A 19,815-nucleotide genomic window follows, 5' to 3' on the forward strand; every position below is an offset into this window, starting at 1 on the left:
GTTCGGTGCGCGGCTCGATCAGCTACCGGATATCTGGGAACACTTAATCGCGGCCGGATTTGAAACCGGTCACGCTTATGGCAAATCGCTACGCACGGTAAAATCCTGCGTAGGCTCAACCTGGTGCCGCTACGGCGTACAGGATTCCACCGCCTTCGCCATCGCATTAGAGAATCGCTACAAAGGGCTGCGCGCCCCGCACAAAATCAAAATGGCGGTTTCTGGCTGCACGCGTGAATGCGCCGAAGCGCAGAGCAAGGACATTGGCGTAATCGCCACGGAAAAAGGCTGGAACCTGTATGTCTGCGGCAACGGCGGGATGAAACCGCGTCATGCCGATCTGTTTGCCAGCGATCTCGATGATGAAACCCTGCTGCGCTATGTTGACCGTATTTTGATGTTCTATGTCCGCACCGCCGATCGTCTGCAGCGCACCAGCGTGTGGATGGATAACATGGAAGGTGGACTCGACTACCTGCGTCAGGTGGTGATCGAGGATTCACTTGGCATGGCCGCGCAACTGGAGCAGGAGATGCAGCGCGTGGTGGATCGCTATCAGTGCGAATGGCACAGCACGCTGCAGGATCCTTCGCGTCGCGCCTTGTTTACCGCCACCGTGAACAGCGCGCAGCCCGACGAGACGCTCAACTATGTGCAGGTGCGCGGTCAGCGTCAGCCAGCGACAGCAGACAGCATTCCGGTCACCACGTTGCCGGCAGAACCCTGGAGTGCCATTTGCCCTGTCGACGCTATCCCGCCGTCTGCGGGTATGGGTGCGCGGCTGGGCGGTCAGCGTGTGGCCTTGTTCCGCTTGGGCGAGGCGATTTATGCGCTGGAAGATATTGAGCCCGGCACGCAAGCCAGCGTGCTGTCGCGTGGTATTCTCGGCGACGTAGCGGGCGAGCCGGTGGTGATATCACCGCTCTACAAGCAGCGCGTGCGGTTGCGCGACGGACAAAGCCTCGATAACGCAGACCATCAACTGCGCTGCTGGCCGGTGCGCGTGGAGGGCGGCAAAGTGTGGCTCGGCCCTCAGCCGATTATTGCGCTGGCGGCGGCCTCATGAAAACCACCTGTCCGTACTGCGGCGTTGGCTGTGGCGTGGAGGTGAAAGCCCTGGATGTGCCGGTAAGCGGCGACTGCCAGCATCCGGCTAATTTCGGTCGGCTATGCGTTAAGGGTTCGGCGCTGGGCGAGACCCTGACGCATGACGGTCGTTTGCTCTGGCCGCAGATTGATGGTCAGCGCGTCAGTATCGATGCCGCATTGGACCATGTGGCAGCGGGTTTCCGGCGCATCATCGATCAACATGGCCCGCAGGCGGTGGCCTTTTACGGCTCCGGTCAACTGCTGACGGAGGATTATTACACCGCCAATAAGCTGATGAAGGGCTTTATCGGCGCTGCCAACATCGATACCAATTCACGGCTGTGTATGGCGTCGGCGGTGGTGGGTTACAAACGCGCTTTCGGTGCCGATGCGGTGCCGTGCTGCTATGACGATCTTGAACAGGCTGATGTCGTGGTGTTGGTCGGCTCCAATGCAGCATGGGCGCATCCGGTGGCGTGGCAGCGGGTGGTGCAAGCCAAAGCCGAACGCCCAGAGATGCAGCTGGTGGTGATCGATCCGCGTCGTACGGCCAGCGGTGACCTTGCTGACCTGCATCTGGCGCTGCAACCGGGATCCGATAGCGCGCTGTTTGCCGGGCTGCTGAACTGGCTGGCGCGCAATGCGGGTATTGATACCAGCATGTTGCCACATCTGGCCAATGTGGAGGCGACCTTAGCGGCCTGTGAGGCGTGGGATGTGGCGGCGGTCGCCGCTGCTTGCCAGCTGAGTGAGCATGAGATTGTGGCGTTCTGGCAGCTGTTCGCCGCGCAACCGCGTGTGCTGACGCTGTGGTGCATGGGCATCAATCAGTCACAAACCGGCAGCGATAACAACAACGCCATCCTCAATGCGCATCTACTGAGCGGCAAAATCGGCCGTGCGGGCTGCGGACCGTTTTCGCTTACCGGACAGCCCAACGCCATGGGCGGCCGTGAAGTGGGCGGCTTAGCCAATCAACTGGCGGCGCACATGGGCTTTAGCGCAGCAGAGGTTGATCGTGTTGCGCGCTTTTGGGGGAGCGATCGTGTTGCGCAGCAGCCGGGACTGACGGCGGTAAATCTGTTCAACGCCATCGAACGCGGCGACGTCAAGGCGGTGTGGATCATGGGTACCAATCCCGCCGTTTCGATGCCGGAAGGTAACCGCGTGGCGCAGGCGCTGGCGAATTGCGAGCTGGTGGTGGTGTCGGAAGTCAGCGCCCACAGCGACACGGCACAGTTTGCTGACGTGCTACTTCCGGCGCAGGCGTGGGGTGAGAAAAACGGCACCGTGACTAACTCGGAGCGGCGTATCTCACGTCAGCGCAGTTTTACCGCGCCAGCCGGTGAGGCCAAAGCAGATTGGTGGCTGCTGGCGCAGGTGGCGCAGCGGCTCGGTTTTGGCGCGGCCTTTGCCTGGCAGCATCCATGCGAGATTTTCGCCGAGCATGCCGCGCTGTCCGGTTTTGAGAATCACGGCACGCGCGCCTTTGATATCAGCGCGCTGGCAACCATCGCTCGTGAGCAATATGACCAGTTAGCGCCGGTGCAGTGGCCGATCACTGCCGCGTCACCCAACGGCACCGCGCGGCTGTTTGCCGATCGCCGCTTTTACCATGCCGATGGCAAAGCGCGTCTGCTGCCGCCCGCGATGCCGATTAAAACCCTCACGACCAATGATTATCCGCTGCTGATGAACACCGGCCGCATCCGCGATCAGTGGCACACCATGACGCGCACCGGCAACGTGTCGCGCCTGATGCAGCATTACGATGAACCCTTTGTCGCGCTAAACCCGCTGGATGCGGCGGCCCATGGCTTGAGCCACGGCGATGTGACGCGCGTGCAGTCGGTGCTGGGCTGGTACAGCGGACGCGTGACCCTCGACAGCGGCCTGCAGCGTGGGCAACTCTTTGTGCCGATGCACTGGACAAGGCAGTTCAGCGGGCAGGCCAACGTCGATGGATTAGTCGCGGCCACCTGTTGTCCCGATTCCGCTCAGCCAGCGTTGAAACAAACAGTGGTGCGTTTGCAACCCCTGCGTCCGACGTGGCAAGGCTGGCTGTGGCTACCGGACATCATCACGCCGCCTGCGTTACTATACTGGTCGCGTGCGCCGCAGCCCGGCGTACAGCGCTATGTGCTGGCGGGCAACGCCCATGCTGGCGAATGGCTGATGCAACTGCCCGGCATGTCCGCATTGCAATGGCAGCAGGCGCAGGCAGGACAGCAATTGCACTGGCTTGGCTGGCGCGAGGACAAGTTGGCATGTGCCTTTTATGCCGCGCCCTGGCTGCCAGAAATCGATCACCCCTTTATCGCGCAGGCCTTCAGCCAGCCGCCCGATTCGCCACAGCAGCGACATGCGCTGTTAGGTGGACGACCAACGCAGGGTGGCAGCCACGGACGAACCCTTTGCAGCTGCTTTGGCGTCGGAGAAGTGGCGATTCGCCGGGCTATCGCCGAGGGCTGTGATTCCCCGGCGGCGCTTGGCGCGGTGTTGAAATGCGGCACCAACTGCGGCTCCTGTATTCCGGAGCTCAAACAACTGCTCTCATCTCTGCGCGTGGCGCAGTAACGGAAAACATCATGACGCAAGCCAGTGAATCCCTCGACAAGCTGTTTAATCCGCGTGACGGCGAACAAGCGCAAGGTGGCGTCTGGCTGGTTGGGGCCGGGCCGGGGGACGTAGAACTGCTCACCTTAAAAGCATGGCGGCTGATCAACAGCGCCGATGTGGTGGTGTATGACCGGTTGGTGAGCGAGGCGATCATGGCGGAAGTGCCGCCGGAGACGCTGGCGATTGATGTCGGCAAGAAGCCCGGCAGCCACGGTTTGAAGCAGGCGCAAATTAATCAGCTGCTGGTGGATTTAGCCCGCAGCGGGCGGCAAGTGGTGCGGCTCAAAGGTGGCGATCCCTTTATTTTCGGGCGCGGCGGTGAAGAGATGCTCTATCTACAACAGGCGGGAATCACCTGCCAGATCGTGCCGGGTATTACCGCCGCCGCCGGATGCGCGGCAGCCAGCGGCATTCCGCTCACGCACCGTGATTGCGCACAGTCGCTGCGGTTCATTACCGGTCACGGCAAAAGCGGTGAACCGCAGCTGGATGATGCTAGCCTCGCCGCCGACAACCAGACGCTGGTGTTTTATATGGGGCTGAAATGGAGTGCCAGCATCAGCGCACAGCTGCAGGCGCAGGGCCGCAGCGCGCAGACGCCGGTAGCCATTATTGAGAACGGCACGCGCGCCGATCAGCGGGTGATGATCACTACACTGGCTGAGCTGGCACATACCGTTGAGGTGCAACAAGCACAATCACCGGCGTTATTGTTGATTGGTGACGTGGTGCGCTTTTATCGCCATCCGGTCAGCATTAACGCACATTCGAGTAAGGTCGCGGCGCCATTTATGGCGTAATGCACGTCAGTTAAGCATCTTTCGGTCACCATAAATGGCGACCCTACAAAGGATTAGCGCGCTTTTCGTAGGGTGTGCATTCATGCGCACCTGCATACATATGCAAACTAATGCTTAACTGAGCGGCGTTTCGTCATTTATGGCGACCCATCAGCCCACAATTTCACTTATGGCTAAATAAGCTCACATTTCCCCCCTTTAATCCGCGCTTTAGCCTGACGGGGTTTTGGCATTCTATGCTCAGAATTCCTGCCAGCTGAGGTATGTCGTGGCTGAAGAGAGTAACGAGGACAAAACAGAATCGCCCACGCCCCACCGACTTGAAAAAGCGCGTGAAGAGGGGCAGATTCCGCGTTCGCGCGAGCTGACTTCAGTGATGATGCTGTTGATTGGATTGCTGATCCTGTGGATTGGCGGCAACAGCATGGCGGAGCGTCTGGCGAGCATGGTCGCCACCGGTTTTCGTTTTGACCATGGCATGGTCAGCGATGACAAAGTCATCATCGGCCACATCGGCAGCCTGATTAAGCAGGCGGTGATCGCGCTGCTACCGCTGATGGGCGGCTTAGTGGTGGTGGCGATTGCTGGACCGATGGCGCTGGGCGGCCTTAACTTCAGCGGCAAATCCATCAAGTTCGATCTCAAAAAGCTTAACCCGCTCACCGGTATCGGCCGCATGTTCTCCGGTCAAACTGCCGCTGAGCTGGTGAAGTCGATTATGAAAGCGGTGTTGGTGGGCATCGTCGCCGGTTGGTACATCTGGAGCCACTGGCAAGAGATGCTGCGTTTGATGAGTGAATCGCCGATCAACGCGCTGCATCATGGTTTATCAATGATCGCCGCCTGCTGCGGGCTGATCATGCTCGGCCTGTTCCCGATGGTCGGCTTTGACGTGTTCTGGCAGCTTTATAGCTACTTCAAAAAGCTGAAGATGACGCGCCAGGAAATTCGTGACGAACACAAACAGAACGAAGGCGATCCGCACGTCAAAGGGCGCATTCGTCAGGCGATGCGCGCCGCCGCCCGTCGTCGCATGATGGCTGATGTGCCGAAAGCCGATGTCATCGTCACTAACCCAACGCACTACTCGGTGGCGCTGAAGTATCAGGAAGGCAAGATGAGTGCGCCGAAAGTGATTGCCAAAGGCGCCGGCGATATCGCACTGAAGATTCGTGAGCTCGCCAAAGAGCACCGCATCCCGATTCTCGAAGCACCGCCGCTGGCGCGTGCGTTGTACCGACACACAGAAATTGGTCAGTTCATCCCCGGCGCGCTGTATGGCGCGGTGGCAGAAGTGCTGGCCTGGGTTTGGCAGCTGCGACGCTGGAAGCGCGAAGGCGGCCTGATTCCAAACAAACCAAAAAACCTGCCGGTTCCGGCAGACATGGACTTTGCAGGAGAGAACACTAACGATGGCTAATTTAGCCGAGAAGCTGCGTTTACCGGGCAACTTTAAAGACACGCAATGGCAGGTGCTGGCGGGACCGGTACTGATCATGTTGATCCTGTCGATGATGGTGCTGCCGTTACCCGCATTCATTCTTGACCTGCTGTTCACCTTCAACATTGCGCTGTCGATCATGGTGCTGCTGGTGGCGATGTTCACCCAGCGCACGCTGGAGTTCGCCGCATTCCCGACCATTCTGCTGTTCTCGACGCTGCTGCGTCTGGCGCTGAACGTCGCCTCAACGCGTATCATTTTGCTGGAAGGCCATACCGGTGCCGATGCCGCCGGACGCGTGGTGGAAGCCTTTGGTCACTTCCTCGTTGGCGGTAACTTCGCCATCGGTATCGTGGTGTTTATCATCCTCGTAATCATCAACTTCATGGTTATCACCAAAGGTGCGGGACGTATCGCTGAAGTCGGCGCGCGTTTTGTGCTGGATGGCATGCCAGGTAAGCAGATGGCGATCGATGCCGACCTCAACGCCGGTTTAATTGGCGAACAGGAAGCCAAACAACGCCGTACCGAAGTGACGCAGGAAGCCGATTTCTACGGCTCGATGGACGGTGCGAGTAAGTTTGTTCGTGGTGACGCCATCGCCGGCATTTTGATCATGGTGATCAACATCATCGGCGGCCTGTTGGTCGGCGTGGTGCAGCACGGCATGGATCTCGGCCATGCGGGCGAAACCTACACGCTGTTAACCATTGGTGACGGCCTGGTGGCGCAGATCCCGGCGCTGGTGATCTCCACCGCGGCGGGTGTCATCGTCACCCGCGTGGGCACCGATCAGGATGTCGGCGAGCAGATGGTGACCCAGCTGTTCAAGAACCCGCGCGTGCTGATGCTGAGTGGCGGCGTGATTGGTTTGCTCGGCCTGGTGCCGGGTATGCCAAACCTGGTGTTCCTGCTTTTTACCGCTGCGCTGCTGGGTTTGGCCTGGTGGTTACGCGGACGCGAAATGCAGCCGAAGAAACCAACCGAAGCCTCCAGTCTGGTGAAAACTCAGGAAACGCCGGCCACCGTGGAAGCGTCGTGGACCGATGTGCAGCTGGAAGATTCACTCGGCATGGAAGTGGGTTATCGCCTGATTCCGATGGTCGATCACCTGCAAAACGGCGAACTGCTGGGGCGTATCCGCAGTATTCGTAAGAAGGTGGCGCAGGAGGTCGGCTTCCTGCCGCCGGTGGTGCATATCCGTGACAACATGGAGCTGCCACCCGCGCGTTACCGCATCCTGATGAAAGGCGTGGAAATTGGCAGCGGCGATGCTTATCCGGGACGCTGGATGGCGATTAACCCAGGCACCGCCGCCGGTTCGCTGCCGGGCGAGCCGACCGTCGATCCGGCCTTTGGTCTGGCGGCGATCTGGATCGAGAGCGCCCTGAAAGAGCAGGCGCAGATTCAGGGCTTTACCGTAGTTGAAGCCAGCACCGTGGTGGCAACGCACCTCAATCACCTGATTGGACAATACGCCAGCGAACTGTTTGGCCGTCAGGAAGCGCAGCAGCTGTTGGATCGCGTCACGCAGGAGATGCCGAAGCTGACCGAAGATCTGGTGCCAGGCGTCATTACCCTGACCACGCTGCACAAAGTGCTGCAAAACCTGCTGACCGAGCGTGTCTCGATTCGCGATATGCGCACCATTATTGAAACCCTGGCGGAACATGCGCCGGTGCAGAACGATCCGCAAGAGCTGACCAGCGTGGTACGTGTGGCGCTGGGACGGGCGATTACCCAACAGTGGTTCCCTGGCAACGGCGAAGTGCAGGTGATTGGCCTCGACGCTACGCTGGAACGTCTGCTGCTGCAGGCGCTGCAGGGGGGCGGCGGCCTTGAGCCGGGTCTGGCGGATCGCTTACTGGTGCAGGCGCAAGGTGCACTGCAGCAGCAAGAGATGGCGGGCGCGCCGCCGGTGCTGCTGGTCAATCATCCGCTGCGTGCGCTGCTGGCGCGCTTCCTGCGCCGCAACCTGCCGCAGCTGATTGTGCTGTCGAATATGGAGCTGACCGACAACCGTCAAATCCGCATGACCGCCACCATTGGAGGCAAGTAATGCGTCGCTGGTGCTGGGCATTAATGATGTTGCCGATGATGGCGCTGCCGCTCGCTGTCGATGCGGCCAGCGGTGCCTGGAGCGCCAGCGCCAGCGGCCCGAGCATGGGCGTACGCGGTAACTGGCTGATGACGCCAGCGCTGCGCGCGCCCTCCAGCGCGCCGGGTAACATCTCGCTGGTGAACTGGCGTTATCAGCTCAGCCGTCCTGCGCCTTCGGGTTTGCAGGTACGTTTGTGCGCGGGCGATCGTTGTGTCGAGATTGAAGGTGCTAGCGGCAGTACGCGTGGCTTAGCCAACGTGGCGGCGGAAGAGACGCTGCATCTGGCGTTTGGCTTTCAGGGGAAGGGCGCATTGCCGCCGGGCTTGCGCGTGGTGAGCAGTGAAGTGACGGTGAATTACCAGTAACGCGTGTTACATCGGCGGCGCGTCCTGCACCGCCGAATACGTTAATTAAGGCTTATCTCCCTGACCGTAAATCGGTGGTGAAGCCAGTTTTGCATCCTCTCTTAATTCTTTCACCTGCTTCGCATCCACCTTGGCCGCCGCCGGATTACCAAACTGCTGGGTCACAAAGTTACTGACATCCACCACCTGCTGGTCACTCAGTTCAGGGGCAAAAGGCGGCATAAACACTTCGCCCTCGGTCATGTGGCGATGTACGCCGTTGAGGATCACCGATACCACGTTCAGCGCATCTGCCGCGCCGGTGCTGGTGTGATGGAACAGTGACGGATAGGCATGGAAATCGCTGCCCGATCCCGCACCTTCCGCGCCGTGACAGCTGGCACAGTTACCGGCAAACACGACCGCGCCGGGCTGGGCGTTGCGGGTCGCATCATCGGCACCGCGCAGTGCAATCAGCGCGGTGGAAGGTTGTCCCCAACTGTCGCGCGCACGGGTTTGCTGCGCGTCCGGCTGCGGCTTGACGCTGCGCAGATAGGTGGCGATGTCCTGCAGATCACTCTCCGGCAGATATTGCAGGCTGTGCTCAATCGCTTCGGCCATTGGGCCAGAGGCGCTGGCTTTATTGGCGACAAACCCGGTTTTCAGGTAGGTCACCAGCTGTTGCTGGCTCCAGTCACCGATGCCTGCCTGCTTATCTGGCGTAATGTTGTACGCCATCCAGCCGCCAAGATCGCCGCCCGCCAGCGCTTTATCGTTGTCCATGCCCATAGTCAGATTACGCGGCGTATGACAGGTGCCACAGTGCGCCAGCGCTTCAACCAGATAACGACCATTATTCCACTGCGCGCTATGCTGCGTATCGGTCTGCAATTCGCCTTTATCGAAGTTAAACCACTTCCAGAAGCGCATGCCCCAGCGTTGGTTGAACGGGAACGGCAGGTCGGTTTGCGGTGAAGCCTGATGCACCGGCGGCATCGACATCAGGTAGGCTTTGATTGCCAGCACATCGTCGCGCTTCATTTTGGTGAAGGAGTCATACGGCATTGCCGGGTAGAGCTGCTCGCCGTTTTTACCAATACCGTCGCGCACTGCGGCCACGAACTGATCGTCGCTCCAGCTGCCGATACCGTACTGCTTATCGGAGGAGATATTGCTGCCCCAGATCTGGCCGAAAGGCGTACTGACCGCAAAGCCGCCGCCAAACAGCGGGCCGTTGGTGGCGGTGTGACAGGCGGTACAGTCACCGGCGCGCGCCAGATATTCGCCGCGCTTAATCTGAGCGGTATTGTCCGCCGCCTGCGCCACAGCGCACTGCATCAGGACCACCGCGATAGCGGCCTGAATAAATACAGGTTTCATCGGGTGCTCCTTACAAGCTTGCCAGAACGCTATCGGCCATACGCAGCGCCAGCGCGGTTCCGGTCAGCGTTGAGTTAACCGTCGAGGCCGACGGCATAATGCCGGTGCCGGCGATAAACAGGTTCGGGTGATCGTGGGTGCGGCAGTGACCATCCACCACCGAATCCTGTGGATTGCTGCCCATGATCATGGTGCCAGTAATGTGCTGGTTGTTGTCGTAAACGCCGCGCTTGCTGTAAACCGCTTCCGTTCCGCCCATCTCTTTCACCATGCGCTGGAAGTCGATCATCGACTGGTCATAGCCGCGATGCACATATTCCGGGAAGCTGTAGTAAACCTCGAGGCGAGGAATACCCCACGCATCCTTCTCGGTTTTGCTCAGCGTGACGCGGTTTTGCGGCTCCGGCAGCATCTCCAGCAAACACTTAAGCTGGACAAAGCGCTCGGCCTGGAAGGCCAGCTTGTCGTTAAGCGCCTTGCCGTAATAGCCCTGACGCACCAGACGTTCGGTGAGATAGCGCACCGGCGAGGTGTTGGCGAGGTCGATACGCAGCGCCGAACGCTCGCCACGAAAATCTCCGTCGCGCATATTATTGATGCTGCCGGGACGCATCGGTCCACGGCCAAACCACACCGGCTCATCGGCATAGAACTCCACTGACGATCCTGGATGATCCATCAGGTTGCGGCCCACCATGCCGGAACTGTTGGCGATGCCGTTCGGGTAGCGATCGCTGGTGGAGAGCAGCAGGATTTTCGGGCTTTCGATGCCGTTGGCGGTCAGGACAAACTGTTTACCGGTCACGCGATGGCGCGCTTTGTTCTGATCGAGATAGTGCACCGCCTGAATAGTGCCTTTGTCGTCGGCCTCAATGCGAAACACCACCGCGTTGGTAACGATTTTTACGCCGGCATCCAGCGCTTTACGTGCGGCGATACCGCCGTGATACTGCGCGTCAATCGGGCAAACCGGCATGCAGTTATTGTTGCCGCAGCAGGCCGGGCGACCGTCGTAGGCGATGCTGTTGCGCGCCTGCGGGCCAATGCCGACCTCATAACCCAGCGGACCGAGTCGCTGCTTCAGACGATCGAAGCCGTACGGCAGCGGAATGCCCGGCAGCGGATAAGGGCGTGAACGCGGCGAAGCCAGATCGCTGTCGCCGGAAACACCCATCTGGTATTCGGCGTCGCAATAATAAGGTTCCAGCTCGTCATAGCTGATCGGCCAGTCGCGGCCAATGCCGTACAGCGACTGAATGCGCATATCGTTCGGCAACAGGCGGAACGCTTGTCCAGCCCAGTGCCATGTGGTGCCGCCGGTGCCGCGCAGATATTGGGCGCGATAGGGATCCGGGCCTTTCTGGATCAGGTAATTGTTATCGCTGGGAATGAATTTAGGCTGCGGTGCCCACGGCTGCGGCGGATACGGTTCGGTGAAGTCACCCTTAAACGGCGAGTTGCGGAAATACTCCACCGCCTGATCGCGCTTAATCTCCGGGCCGGACTCCAGCATCAATACCGAAGCGCCGGCTTTGGCCATCTTCAGCGCCGCCAGTGAACCGGCAATGCCGGCGCCAATCACCACCACGTCGGCGCTTAATGAATCAGACATGTGCTCTCCTTGCAGGCGGCTGCGTCCAGAAGTTAGGTTGCCCCGGCGCGTAGCTCGGTGGTAACAGGGAATCACGCACCAGTTGGTAGCTGACGATATTCTCAAAAGCGATACATTGCGGACGCGGCAGCGGCCCGACAACGCCGAGATACCAGCCGGAAACCAGCGTCTGATAAAGATCGTCGAGGGCTTTGGGTTGGGTACTCAGCAGCGCCAGCAGGCTGCTGCCGTTGGCGGCAGGTTGCTGCTGCAGTAGCGCGCTGAGCGTATCAAGCTGGCTGTCCAGCTGCGGGAAATGCGCGTGCAGCCAGCTGTAGAGGCGCTGCGCCAGCAGGGCATCCGGCTGATCCAGTCCGGTTAATCGGGCGGAAATCGCAGTAAAACTGGCGGACGGAGCCACTGCGGCGGCCAGCGGTGGCGAGGCGAAAGCCAAACTGCCGGGGAGCGCCTGCGTCAGGACGCCAGCCACCAGCAGGCCCGCCGTGCCGGTCAGCAACCGGCGGCGTGAAAGAGTCATCATGGAAATTCCCGAAAGTTATTTCAATGCCTGAGCGGCAGCCTCTGAAGCCTGGTTATCCAGATCCTGTTTGGGGGTACTGACGCCGACGGCGCCGACCACTTCATTCTGCAGCGTGAGCGGGAAACCGCCGCCGAGCGCCACAGCGTGCGGGATGGCAAGCACGGTGGTTTCGCCGCTCTGCAGGCGCTGCATAAATTTCAGGGAAGGAGCGTGATACAGCGCTGAGGTGCGCGCTTTGCCAATCGCGGCATCGACACAGCCCGGCGACGCGCCGTCAAGGCGCTGGAAGGCCAGCAGCGTGCCGCTGGCATCAACCACCGCCACGCAGCCGGTGCTGTGCTGGGCGCTGATGCTGTTTTTGACACTGGTGATAACCTGGTTGGTGTGGCTGGCGTCCAGCGCGGCTGCGCTGGCCTGGCCAATACCCGCTGCCAGCAGCAGGGAAAGGGCGACAGATGCTCTAATCTTCATGTTTTGCTTCCGATAGTTATTGTTTTGAAACCTGCTTCTCGTCTCGCTTACGCTACGCCGTTGCAAAAATGTAAACAATTGCCGATAAACAAAACGCATACCTTTAGACGTATAACTCATTGAGGTGGATAGATCTTATCCAGCGTCTCTTGCCAAACGAACGGTGTCAGTTGTTGATAGCGCAGGGCACGGGCGTTTAATGCATCAATCAGCCCTTGCTGGGTGGCAACAATTGCTGTGCTCATGGCGGCCGGTACCTTGACGTCCTGCAAGGTTTTCACCACTTCCTGCATCTCTTCAGCGCGTCGCTGGCCGTGCTCCGCCACGCGGCTGATCAGGTAGTGTGGCAGCTGATCGTTCCAGCCCAGCGACGGGAAACTGGCGTGTAGCGAATCGAGCACCGCTTGCTCTACGCCGTACTGGCGCGCCGCGCTCAGGCATTCGGTGGTTAGCGCTTCGAGGCCTTTGATCATCACGCTGCGGCACATTTTAATCGCCGAGGCTTCACCCACTTCGCCACCCAGCAAACGGCTATTGAGGCCCAACTGTTGCAGCAGCGGCTGCACCTGTTCTGCCTGCGCACCGCCAATCAGCAGCGGCGTCGCCAGCCGCTTGGGTGGCACCGGCGCCATTACCGCCACGTCGATATAGCTGGCGCCTGCGGCGTTAATCACTTCAGCTGCGGCGCGTTTGGTGTGCGGCGCGACGGAATTGAGATCGAGAAAATGCTGCCCAGCCTGTAACAGCGCGGCCGCCTGCTGCGCCACGTTGAGGGCCTGCGACGCGGTAACGGTGGAGAACACCAGCGTGGCATCCTGCAGCGCGTCCGCCAGCGAAGTGGCCAATCGCACGCCGCCTTGTTGCGCTTTTTGCTGCAGCGCGGGCAGGGTTTCTGCCGCGAGGGCTTTGCGGTCCCACGCCGTCACCGTGTTGCCCTGCGCCTGTAAGTCATGGGCGAGAATGCCGCCCGCTTCGCCAAAACCGATAAAGGTGATGTTCATTATTTACTCCTTGCTGAAGGGCCAGACCGCCGCCGGAATCATGACGTCACCGGCAAAAATGGCGCGCGCGGTGCGCAGCAGACCACAGCCCGCCAGCGGGTTATCGCCTTCGCGCTGCAGCAATACGCTGAATTCGCCGCTGGGATGTTCCACGCTCAGGCGCTGCTGAGGTTGCTGGCTGGTGCGCGCCAGTCCGTCGGCGACACTGCCGGGGATCAGGCAGGCGCTGGCGACGCTCACCGCGCCGAGCACGCCAATCGAGGCGTGGCAGCGGTGCGGAATAAAAGTGCGTGAGCTGATCGCGCCGCCGTGACGCGCTTCGGCCAACAGCGTGACTTTGGGCACCGTACGCTGGCTGACATCCCCTAAGTTCATAAGCGGCCCGGCCTGCAGGCGAATCGACTCCAGCCGCTGCTTGAGCTCGCTGTCGTTATCCAACGTTTCGCGGCTTTCATAGCCGCTGCAATTGACATCTGCCGCACGGATTAAAATCACCGGCATGCCGTTGTCGATGCAGGTGACATCAATGCCATCAAAACAGTCGCGCACCTGACCGGTCGGCAGCAGCGCGCCACAGCTTGATCCGGCAATGTCTTTGAAGGTGAGGGCGATCTCGCCTGCGCTGCCGGGTACGCCATCAATACTTAAGTCACCGTCATAGTCGACTTCACCGTCGGGCGTGGCGAATGCTGCTTCGGCGATCTGCCCGGTGTTCTGCATGAAAATGCGCACGCGGGTGCGCTGATTGCCTGCCTTTACCAGCCCGCGTTCCACGGCGAAAGGCCCGACGGCGGCGAGGATATTGCCGCAGTTTTGCCCGTAATCAACGCGGGGTTGATCGACGTTGACCTGGGCAAACAGGTAATCGACATCGGCATCGTCCCGGCGTGAAACGCTGACGATCGCCACTTTGCTGGTGAGCGGATCGGCCCCGCCGAGGCCGTCAATCTGGCGGATATCGGGCGATCCCATCACCGCCAGCAGCACCCGATCGCGTGTCACAGGATCTGCGGGCAGCTCCTGCGCCAGAAAGCAGGCGGCTTTGGAGGTGCCGCCGCGCATCAGTAAGCAGGGAATGCGACGCTGGCGCATGGTTTACTCCTCCAGTTGATCGAGCGTGTCGAGATAGCGCAGTCCTTTTTCCGCCAGGCGTGGGCGCATCTGATAGATATCCAGTCCCAGCTCACCGGCCGCTAAACGCAGGCGTTTGCTTTCTTCCAGCTCTTCACGCTGACGCGCTTTGGCTGCCACGCTGGCGGCTTCATCGCGTGCCACCACCACCACGCCGTCGTCATCGGCGACGATCACATCACCCGGCCAGATCAGCTGCCCGGCACATACCAGCGGCACGTTCACCGAACCGAGCGTCTCTTTGACGGTGCCTTGCGCATACACCGCGCGCGACCAGACGGCAAAGCCCATCTCGCGCAGCGTGCGGCTATCACGCACACCGACATCCGCCACCAGCCCGCGCACACCGCGCGCTTGTAGCGAGGTCGCCAGCAGATCGCCGAAGAAGCCGTCGCTGCACGGCGAGGTTGGCGCAACCACCAGCACATCGCCCGGCTGACAGAGTTCCACCGCGACGTGGAACATCCAGTTATCGCCCGGTGCCACCAGCACGGTGACCGCGCTGCCCGCAATGGCGCAATCCTGTTGAATCGGACGAATAGCGGGATCGAGCAAGCCTTTGCGGCCCTGCGCTTCGTGCACGGTGGCGACGCCAAAGCGCGCCAGCGCGTCGATATCCGCAGTTGTCGCGCGGGGAATGTGGCGCACCGCGACGCCTTTTTTCGCGATGATGCTCATGCCAGATCCTCGGTTACGCGCGGGAAAATGCTCTGATAGCCTTCGCCATAAATGATGTCGCGGCTGGTGGTTATCCCGACGTTACGCTTAGCCTGCACGCCGCGCTGCTGCGCCACGCGCGTGTAGTATTCCCAGAGATGTTCCTGCCCGGCCATGCACTGAATCGCCTGATATTTTTTGTCCCACACCGAGGTGATATCCAGCAGCACATCCGGCTTCCAGTTGCACTGCTCAGGCTGGTGCGGTTCGAAGCAGTAAACCGGCGGCGCACCGACAATTTTTTCGCCCGGACGGTAGCCTTCGGCCTGGGCGATAATGCGCGCTTCCTGCGCCAGATGCGTGGCCATTGGGTGATCGTAGTTGTAGGGATCCTGCAACGAATGGGTCAGAACAAAATGCGGCAGCACCCGGCGATAGACGTCGGCAAGGCGGAACAGGGTTTCTTTATCGGCACGCAGCGGATAATCGCCGAGGTCAAAAAATTCAATGCTGGCACCGAGAATCTCGGCGGCGGCCTGCGCCTCGCTGCGGCGGGCGGCTTTGACTTTCGCCTCGCTCATCTCTCCTTTGCGCCACAGCTTGGCCGACTCGCCGCGCTCGCCAAACGAGAGGCAGACAACGTGAACGTCATAGCCCTGCGCATGGTGCAGCGCGATGGCACCGCCGGCGCGCCAGACGAAATCCGCTGAGTGAGCGCTGACCACCAGCGCGGTTTTTTTGGGGGTGTTGTTAGTCATGGCATACTCCTCCGCTGTTTTTTTCCATGCTGTCACTGCCAACCTGGCGGCGATAATTCATTTAATTGCAGCAGGTATGCGTTTTATTTATATTGCGACATCGGTCGGTGGCGAAAAGGGGCAGGGAAAGATGGCAGAAAAGGGCACGCAGGAGCTGACAAACCTGATGCAAATCAGGGCATTTAGTCAGGTGGTGGCACAAGGCAGTGTCTCGCGGGCGGCAGATGAATTATTTCGCACCCAGTCGGCCATTACCCGCGTCATTCGCGACCTGGAGCTCCCCTTAGGCGTGACGCTGTTTGAACGTCATGCCGGTGGCATGATGCTGACTGACTTCGGTAAATGCGTGCTGCCGCGCGCGTTGCGGGCGATTGAGGAGCTGCATCAGGTGCCGCAGCGGCTGGCAAAATTGCAGGGACGCGGCGCACAGCGCAGCGATGCGGAACCGCTGTGGTTGTTTAACGTACGTCGGCTGCAAATTTTTATCACCCTGTGTCAGACGCGGCATATGCAGACGGTGGCGGCACGTCTCGGACTGAGCCAGCCAGCGGTGAGCGCCGCGCTGCGCGTGCTGGAAAACGGCGCGGGCATCGCGCTGCTGGAGCGCACGCCGCACGGCATGATGCCGTCGCTGGCCGGACGTGAAATTGAAGCCAACGTGCGGCGTGCGCTGAATGAATTGCGCCACATTCCGGCCGATATCGCCGCGCGCAGCGGGATACTCGAGGGAACGGTGCGCGTGGGCGCACTGCCGCTGGGACGCACGCGTATCCTGCCGCAGGCGATCGTGATGCTGACGGCGCGTTATCCGGGCGTGCGCGTGGTAACCAGTGAAAGCGCCTTTGGCGTGCTGGCCTCGGAGATGCGCTCCGGCGATATCGATTTTATCTTTGGCGCGCTGCGCCGCGATGAAGATGCGCTGGACGTCACGCGCGAGACGCTGTTCTCGGAACGCATGGTGCCGCTGGCGCGTCACGATCATCCATTAGTCGGGCGTGAGCTTTCTACCGAAGATCTGCGCGCTGCGCGTTGGGTGCTACCGCGTTCGGCCACGCCAGCGCGATATCTGCTGAATAACAGTTTTCAGGCGATGGGCATTCCGGCACCCGATCCGGTGGTGGAAACCGGCGATTTGGCGTTGGTGCGCGGCTTGCTGATGCAGTCGGATATGCTGGCGGCGGTCTCCGCGCACCAGCTGGAAGTGGAACTGGCGTCCGGCGCGCTGGTGGCGCTACCGGTTCCGTTACCGGATACCGATCGCGCCATCGGGCTGACGGTGCGGGCGGGCTGTCTGCACTCACCGGCAGCGGATGCGCTGATCCGCTGCCTGCGTGAAGTGTGCGGTCAGGACCAATAATCAGCCGGTGCGCGCCGCTTCCATCAACGCATAGCGGTAACCGCGAATGCCGTAACCGCAGATCACGCCCTGCGCGACATCGGAGAGATAGGAGTGGTGACGGAAGGGCTCACGCTTGTGCACGTTGGTAATATGTACTTCCCACAACGGCAACGCCACGCCGGTCACCGCATCGCGAATCGCTACTGAGGTGTGCGTCCACGCCGCCGGATTGATCACCAGCGCCTGCGCCTCGAAACGCGCCTGCTGAATCCACTCAATCATTTCACCTTCGTGGTTGGTCTGGCGAAACTCAATCGCCACGCCCAGCTCTTCCGCCGTTGCGCGGCACAGCGCTTCCACGCTTTGCAGCGTGTCGGAGCCGTAAGTTGCTGGCTCACGGGTGCCCAGCAGATTGAGGTTTGGGCCGTTCAATACATAGATGGTTCTCATCGTGACTCCTGTAATTCAGTAAAACCAAACAGCCGCTGTGGCGTGTGCCAAAGCACCTGACGGCGACTGTTTTCATCGGGGATCAGCTGTTCGATCAGCAGCAGTTGCGTGCCCATATCCATGCGTTCAGTGGCGCGCAGGAAAGGCCAGTCCGATCCCCACATGCAGTTTTCCGCGCCGAAGGCGTCCAGCAAGGCCAGCAAATAGGGATGTCCATCGCTGAAGGGATACGGCTGGCGGGAGAATTTCGCCAGCCCGGAGAGTTTCACGCTGGTGCGTTGCTGACCGGCCAGCGACAGCAGCGCCTGAAAGGCCGGTTGTGCAACGCCTGCGCTGACGTCTGGTCGGCCGGAGTGATCGATCAGCAGGCGCGTGCGGGTGCGTGACAGCAGCGGCATCAGCGCCATTAACTGATCGTTCTGCACCTGAATCTGGGCAAACAGATCCAGCTCCGCCAGCCTGCCCATCAGAGCATCAAGCTGGAGAAACGGCTCGGTGCCGAGCATCGCCACGTTCAGCGCAATGCCGACGATGCCCTGATCTTTTAGGCTGGCGAGCGTGTCGCTATCCACGTCTCGCGGCGTGACGGCAATGCCCTTGAAGCGTCCTTCGCCGCGCTTGATGGTATCCAGCAGGCAGCGATTGTCGGTGTTATAGCCCGACGTCGGGCCGACAATCAGCGAGTGGCGGATGTTGTAGGCCTGCATCACGGCGCGATAGTAATCCGGCGTCGCCAGCTCGTGTCCGTCCGGGTTATAGGCACTTTCAGGCGCCCAGGGGAAGTTTACTGGATCAAAAACGTGGTGATGGCAGTCGATAACCGGTTGCGTAAACATCACTCTTTTTTCCCCGCTACCGAGTAGAGCACCTGCTGATTGCGCGTCTGCTGGAATTGTTCCAGCGTTTCGCCGCGCATCGCCGAGTAGATATGCAGGTTAGACACGCCCACCACCGCACCCAGTTTTTCCAGCAGGAAGAAGCTGACGCCGTAATGGATCATGCCGCGCCAGTCGAGCTGGGTAATCAGCGTTTGCTCTTCAGCGGTCAGTCCGGCTTCCTGATACAGCGCCTGCGGAGCTTCGCGGAAACGCTTACGCCACTCTGGCTGAATCATGCGGTGCAGGAAGCGGTTGATGCGCAGCGCTTTCAGGCTGCGCGCCTGGGTGAACGGATAGGTGCCGGGCAGTTTTTCCACGCCGCTCATTTGCAGGTTGATCTTGTCACGCTGACGCTGATGCACATCAACTGGCGCTTCACGAGACTGGTTTTCGAGGATCAGCGTGGCGATACCGGTCATCGAAGGCAGATAGTAATCCTGATGCAGTTTCTCGACGTTGGCCGACAGCGCGCCGCGCATGATCAACCACATAATCACTTCCGCACCTTCCAGGCCGCCGAGCGTGGCGTATTCCGCCAGAGTGATTTCGGTCAGGCGCTCGGGATCGTTGATCAGCAGATCGATAAACTGCGCATCCCATTCGGGATTGTTAAAGCCGCAGCGCTCACCGTGAACCTGATGTGAAACGCCGCCGGTCGCCACCACCGCGACTTTCAGATCTTCCGGGAAACTCTCCACCGCGCGCTTCAGTGCCTGGCCGAGTTTATAGCAGCGACGCGCCGTCGGAATCGGAAACTGCAAAACGCCGACCGCCAGCGGAACCACCTGCATCGGCCAGCCGCCTTGCCACGGTGCCAGCGCCGACAGCGGCGAAAACAGGCCGTGATCCAGCGCTTTGTCCTGGAAGAATGACATATCGAACTCATCTGCCATCAGGCTGGCACCAATGTGCTGTGACAGCGCCGCATGGCCTTTTACCGGTGGCAGATCGCGCGGGCCGCCGCCTTCGTCCGCCACGGCATATTCGTCATCAATGCCCAGCACAAAGGCCGAATAGTGATCGAAAAAGAAGGAGGTGACGTGATCGTTAAACACATACAGCAGCACGTCCGGTTTTTTCTCCTCCAGCCAGCGCTGCATCGGCGCAAAACCATCGAAAATCGGAGCCCATGCGCCTTCCTGCTGCTTGTTGTGATCAACCGCAAAGCCAATGGTGGGGGTATGAGAAACCGCTAAACCGCCTATGATTTTAGCCATAATTTTT

The 19,815-nt window shown here is 60.3% G+C and carries 18 protein-coding genes; 7 read left to right on the top strand and 11 right to left on the bottom strand.

From position 1 onward, the window contains the following. The 6 genes from nirD to RTM06_RS12695 all read left to right on the top strand — a co-directional run. On the top strand, window positions 1-1,066 hold a 1,066-nt coding region (nirD, locus tag RTM06_RS12670; RefSeq protein ID WP_312182595.1), incomplete at its 5' end, for a nitrite reductase small subunit NirD. Continuing rightward, complete coding sequence (locus RTM06_RS12675; protein WP_312182597.1) at window positions 1,063-3,666, top strand: nitrate reductase; 2,604 nt, start codon at window positions 1,063-1,065, stop codon at window positions 3,664-3,666. The genes nirD and RTM06_RS12675, both read left to right, overlap by 4 nt. A gap of 11 nt (window positions 3,667-3,677) precedes the next feature. Further along, entirely contained in the window at window positions 3,678-4,508 is an 831-nt protein-coding gene (gene cobA / locus RTM06_RS12680) for a uroporphyrinogen-III C-methyltransferase (protein WP_256696645.1), read from the top strand. A gap of 268 nt (window positions 4,509-4,776) precedes the next feature. Next, a complete protein-coding gene (gene flhB / locus RTM06_RS12685; RefSeq protein ID WP_256696644.1) occupies window positions 4,777-5,928 on the top strand; it encodes a flagellar biosynthesis protein FlhB in 1,152 nt (383 codons plus the stop codon). Beyond that, the gene (flhA, locus tag RTM06_RS12690; protein WP_312182599.1) at window positions 5,921-8,008 is read left to right on the top strand and encodes a flagellar biosynthesis protein FlhA; all 2,088 of its coding nucleotides are present in this window, start codon (window positions 5,921-5,923) and stop codon (window positions 8,006-8,008) included. Before flhB ends, flhA begins: the two co-directional genes overlap by 8 nt. Continuing rightward, window positions 8,008-8,415 (top strand): flagellar protein FlhE, encoded by a 408-nt coding sequence (locus RTM06_RS12695; RefSeq protein ID WP_256696643.1) that lies wholly within the window; start codon window positions 8,008-8,010, stop codon window positions 8,413-8,415. Before flhA ends, RTM06_RS12695 begins: the two co-directional genes overlap by 1 nt. 45 nt (window positions 8,416-8,460) lie before the next feature. Here the strand turns inward: RTM06_RS12695 and RTM06_RS12700 are convergent, their stop codons facing one another. The 8 genes from RTM06_RS12700 to galB all read right to left on the bottom strand — a co-directional run bounded on the left by RTM06_RS12700 (window position 8,461) and on the right by galB (window position 15,924). Beyond that, a complete protein-coding gene (locus RTM06_RS12700) occupies window positions 8,461-9,774 on the bottom strand; it encodes a cytochrome c (RefSeq protein ID WP_312182601.1) in 1,314 nt (437 codons plus the stop codon). Window positions 9,775-9,784: 10 nt separating this feature from the next. Continuing rightward, entirely contained in the window at window positions 9,785-11,386 is a 1,602-nt protein-coding gene (locus tag RTM06_RS12705; protein ID WP_061718563.1) for a GMC family oxidoreductase, read from the bottom strand. Next, window positions 11,379-11,906, bottom strand: coding sequence for a sugar dehydrogenase complex small subunit (locus RTM06_RS12710; protein ID WP_312182604.1), 528 nt, complete (start codon window positions 11,904-11,906; stop codon window positions 11,379-11,381). Before RTM06_RS12710 ends, RTM06_RS12705 begins: the two co-directional genes overlap by 8 nt. A gap of 15 nt (window positions 11,907-11,921) precedes the next feature. After that, window positions 11,922-12,377: a GlcG/HbpS family heme-binding protein gene (locus tag RTM06_RS12715; RefSeq protein WP_061718565.1), complete on the bottom strand. Its 456-nt coding sequence runs from the start codon at window positions 12,375-12,377 to the stop codon at window positions 11,922-11,924. Window positions 12,378-12,493: 116 nt separating this feature from the next. Beyond that, window positions 12,494-13,378: a DUF1932 domain-containing protein gene (locus RTM06_RS12720; protein WP_312182606.1), complete on the bottom strand. Its 885-nt coding sequence runs from the start codon at window positions 13,376-13,378 to the stop codon at window positions 12,494-12,496. Window positions 13,379-13,381: 3 nt separating this feature from the next. Continuing rightward, window positions 13,382-14,470, bottom strand: coding sequence for a 4-oxalomesaconate tautomerase (locus RTM06_RS12725; RefSeq protein ID WP_312182608.1), 1,089 nt, complete (start codon window positions 14,468-14,470; stop codon window positions 13,382-13,384). Between the two features lie 3 nt (window positions 14,471-14,473). After that, complete coding sequence (locus RTM06_RS12730) at window positions 14,474-15,187, bottom strand: 4-carboxy-4-hydroxy-2-oxoadipate aldolase/oxaloacetate decarboxylase (protein WP_312182610.1); 714 nt, start codon at window positions 15,185-15,187, stop codon at window positions 14,474-14,476. Continuing rightward, a complete protein-coding gene (galB, locus tag RTM06_RS12735) occupies window positions 15,184-15,924 on the bottom strand; it encodes a 4-oxalmesaconate hydratase (protein ID WP_061718569.1) in 741 nt (246 codons plus the stop codon). Before galB ends, RTM06_RS12730 begins: the two co-directional genes overlap by 4 nt. 130 nt (window positions 15,925-16,054) lie before the next feature. Here galB and RTM06_RS12740 point away from each other — a divergent pair, with 130 nt between their 5' ends. After that, a complete protein-coding gene (locus RTM06_RS12740; protein ID WP_312182612.1) occupies window positions 16,055-17,281 on the top strand; it encodes a LysR family transcriptional regulator in 1,227 nt (408 codons plus the stop codon). On the opposite strand, the gene aroQ is transcribed toward RTM06_RS12740, so the two are convergent. The 3 genes from aroQ to RTM06_RS12755 are packed head-to-tail and all read right to left on the bottom strand — an operon-like array spanning window position 17,282 to window position 19,808. After that, window positions 17,282-17,713, bottom strand: coding sequence for a type II 3-dehydroquinate dehydratase (gene aroQ, locus RTM06_RS12745; RefSeq protein WP_256696636.1), 432 nt, complete (start codon window positions 17,711-17,713; stop codon window positions 17,282-17,284). Further along, window positions 17,710-18,549 carry an amidohydrolase family protein gene (locus tag RTM06_RS12750; protein ID WP_256696635.1) on the bottom strand — a complete coding sequence of 280 codons (840 nt, stop codon included), beginning with the start codon at window positions 18,547-18,549 and terminating at the stop codon, window positions 17,710-17,712. The genes aroQ and RTM06_RS12750 overlap by 4 nt, the downstream gene beginning before the upstream one ends. Further along, window positions 18,549-19,808 (bottom strand): gallate dioxygenase, encoded by a 1,260-nt coding sequence (locus RTM06_RS12755; RefSeq protein ID WP_265297808.1) that lies wholly within the window; start codon window positions 19,806-19,808, stop codon window positions 18,549-18,551. Before RTM06_RS12755 ends, RTM06_RS12750 begins: the two co-directional genes overlap by 1 nt. Window positions 19,809-19,815 lie beyond the last annotated feature (7 nt).

Origin of the sequence: Pantoea sp. CTOTU46764, from assembly GCF_031974595.1 — a bacterium.
In the GTDB taxonomy this organism is placed as follows: Bacteria; Pseudomonadota; Gammaproteobacteria; order Enterobacterales; family Enterobacteriaceae; genus Pantoea; species Pantoea trifolii.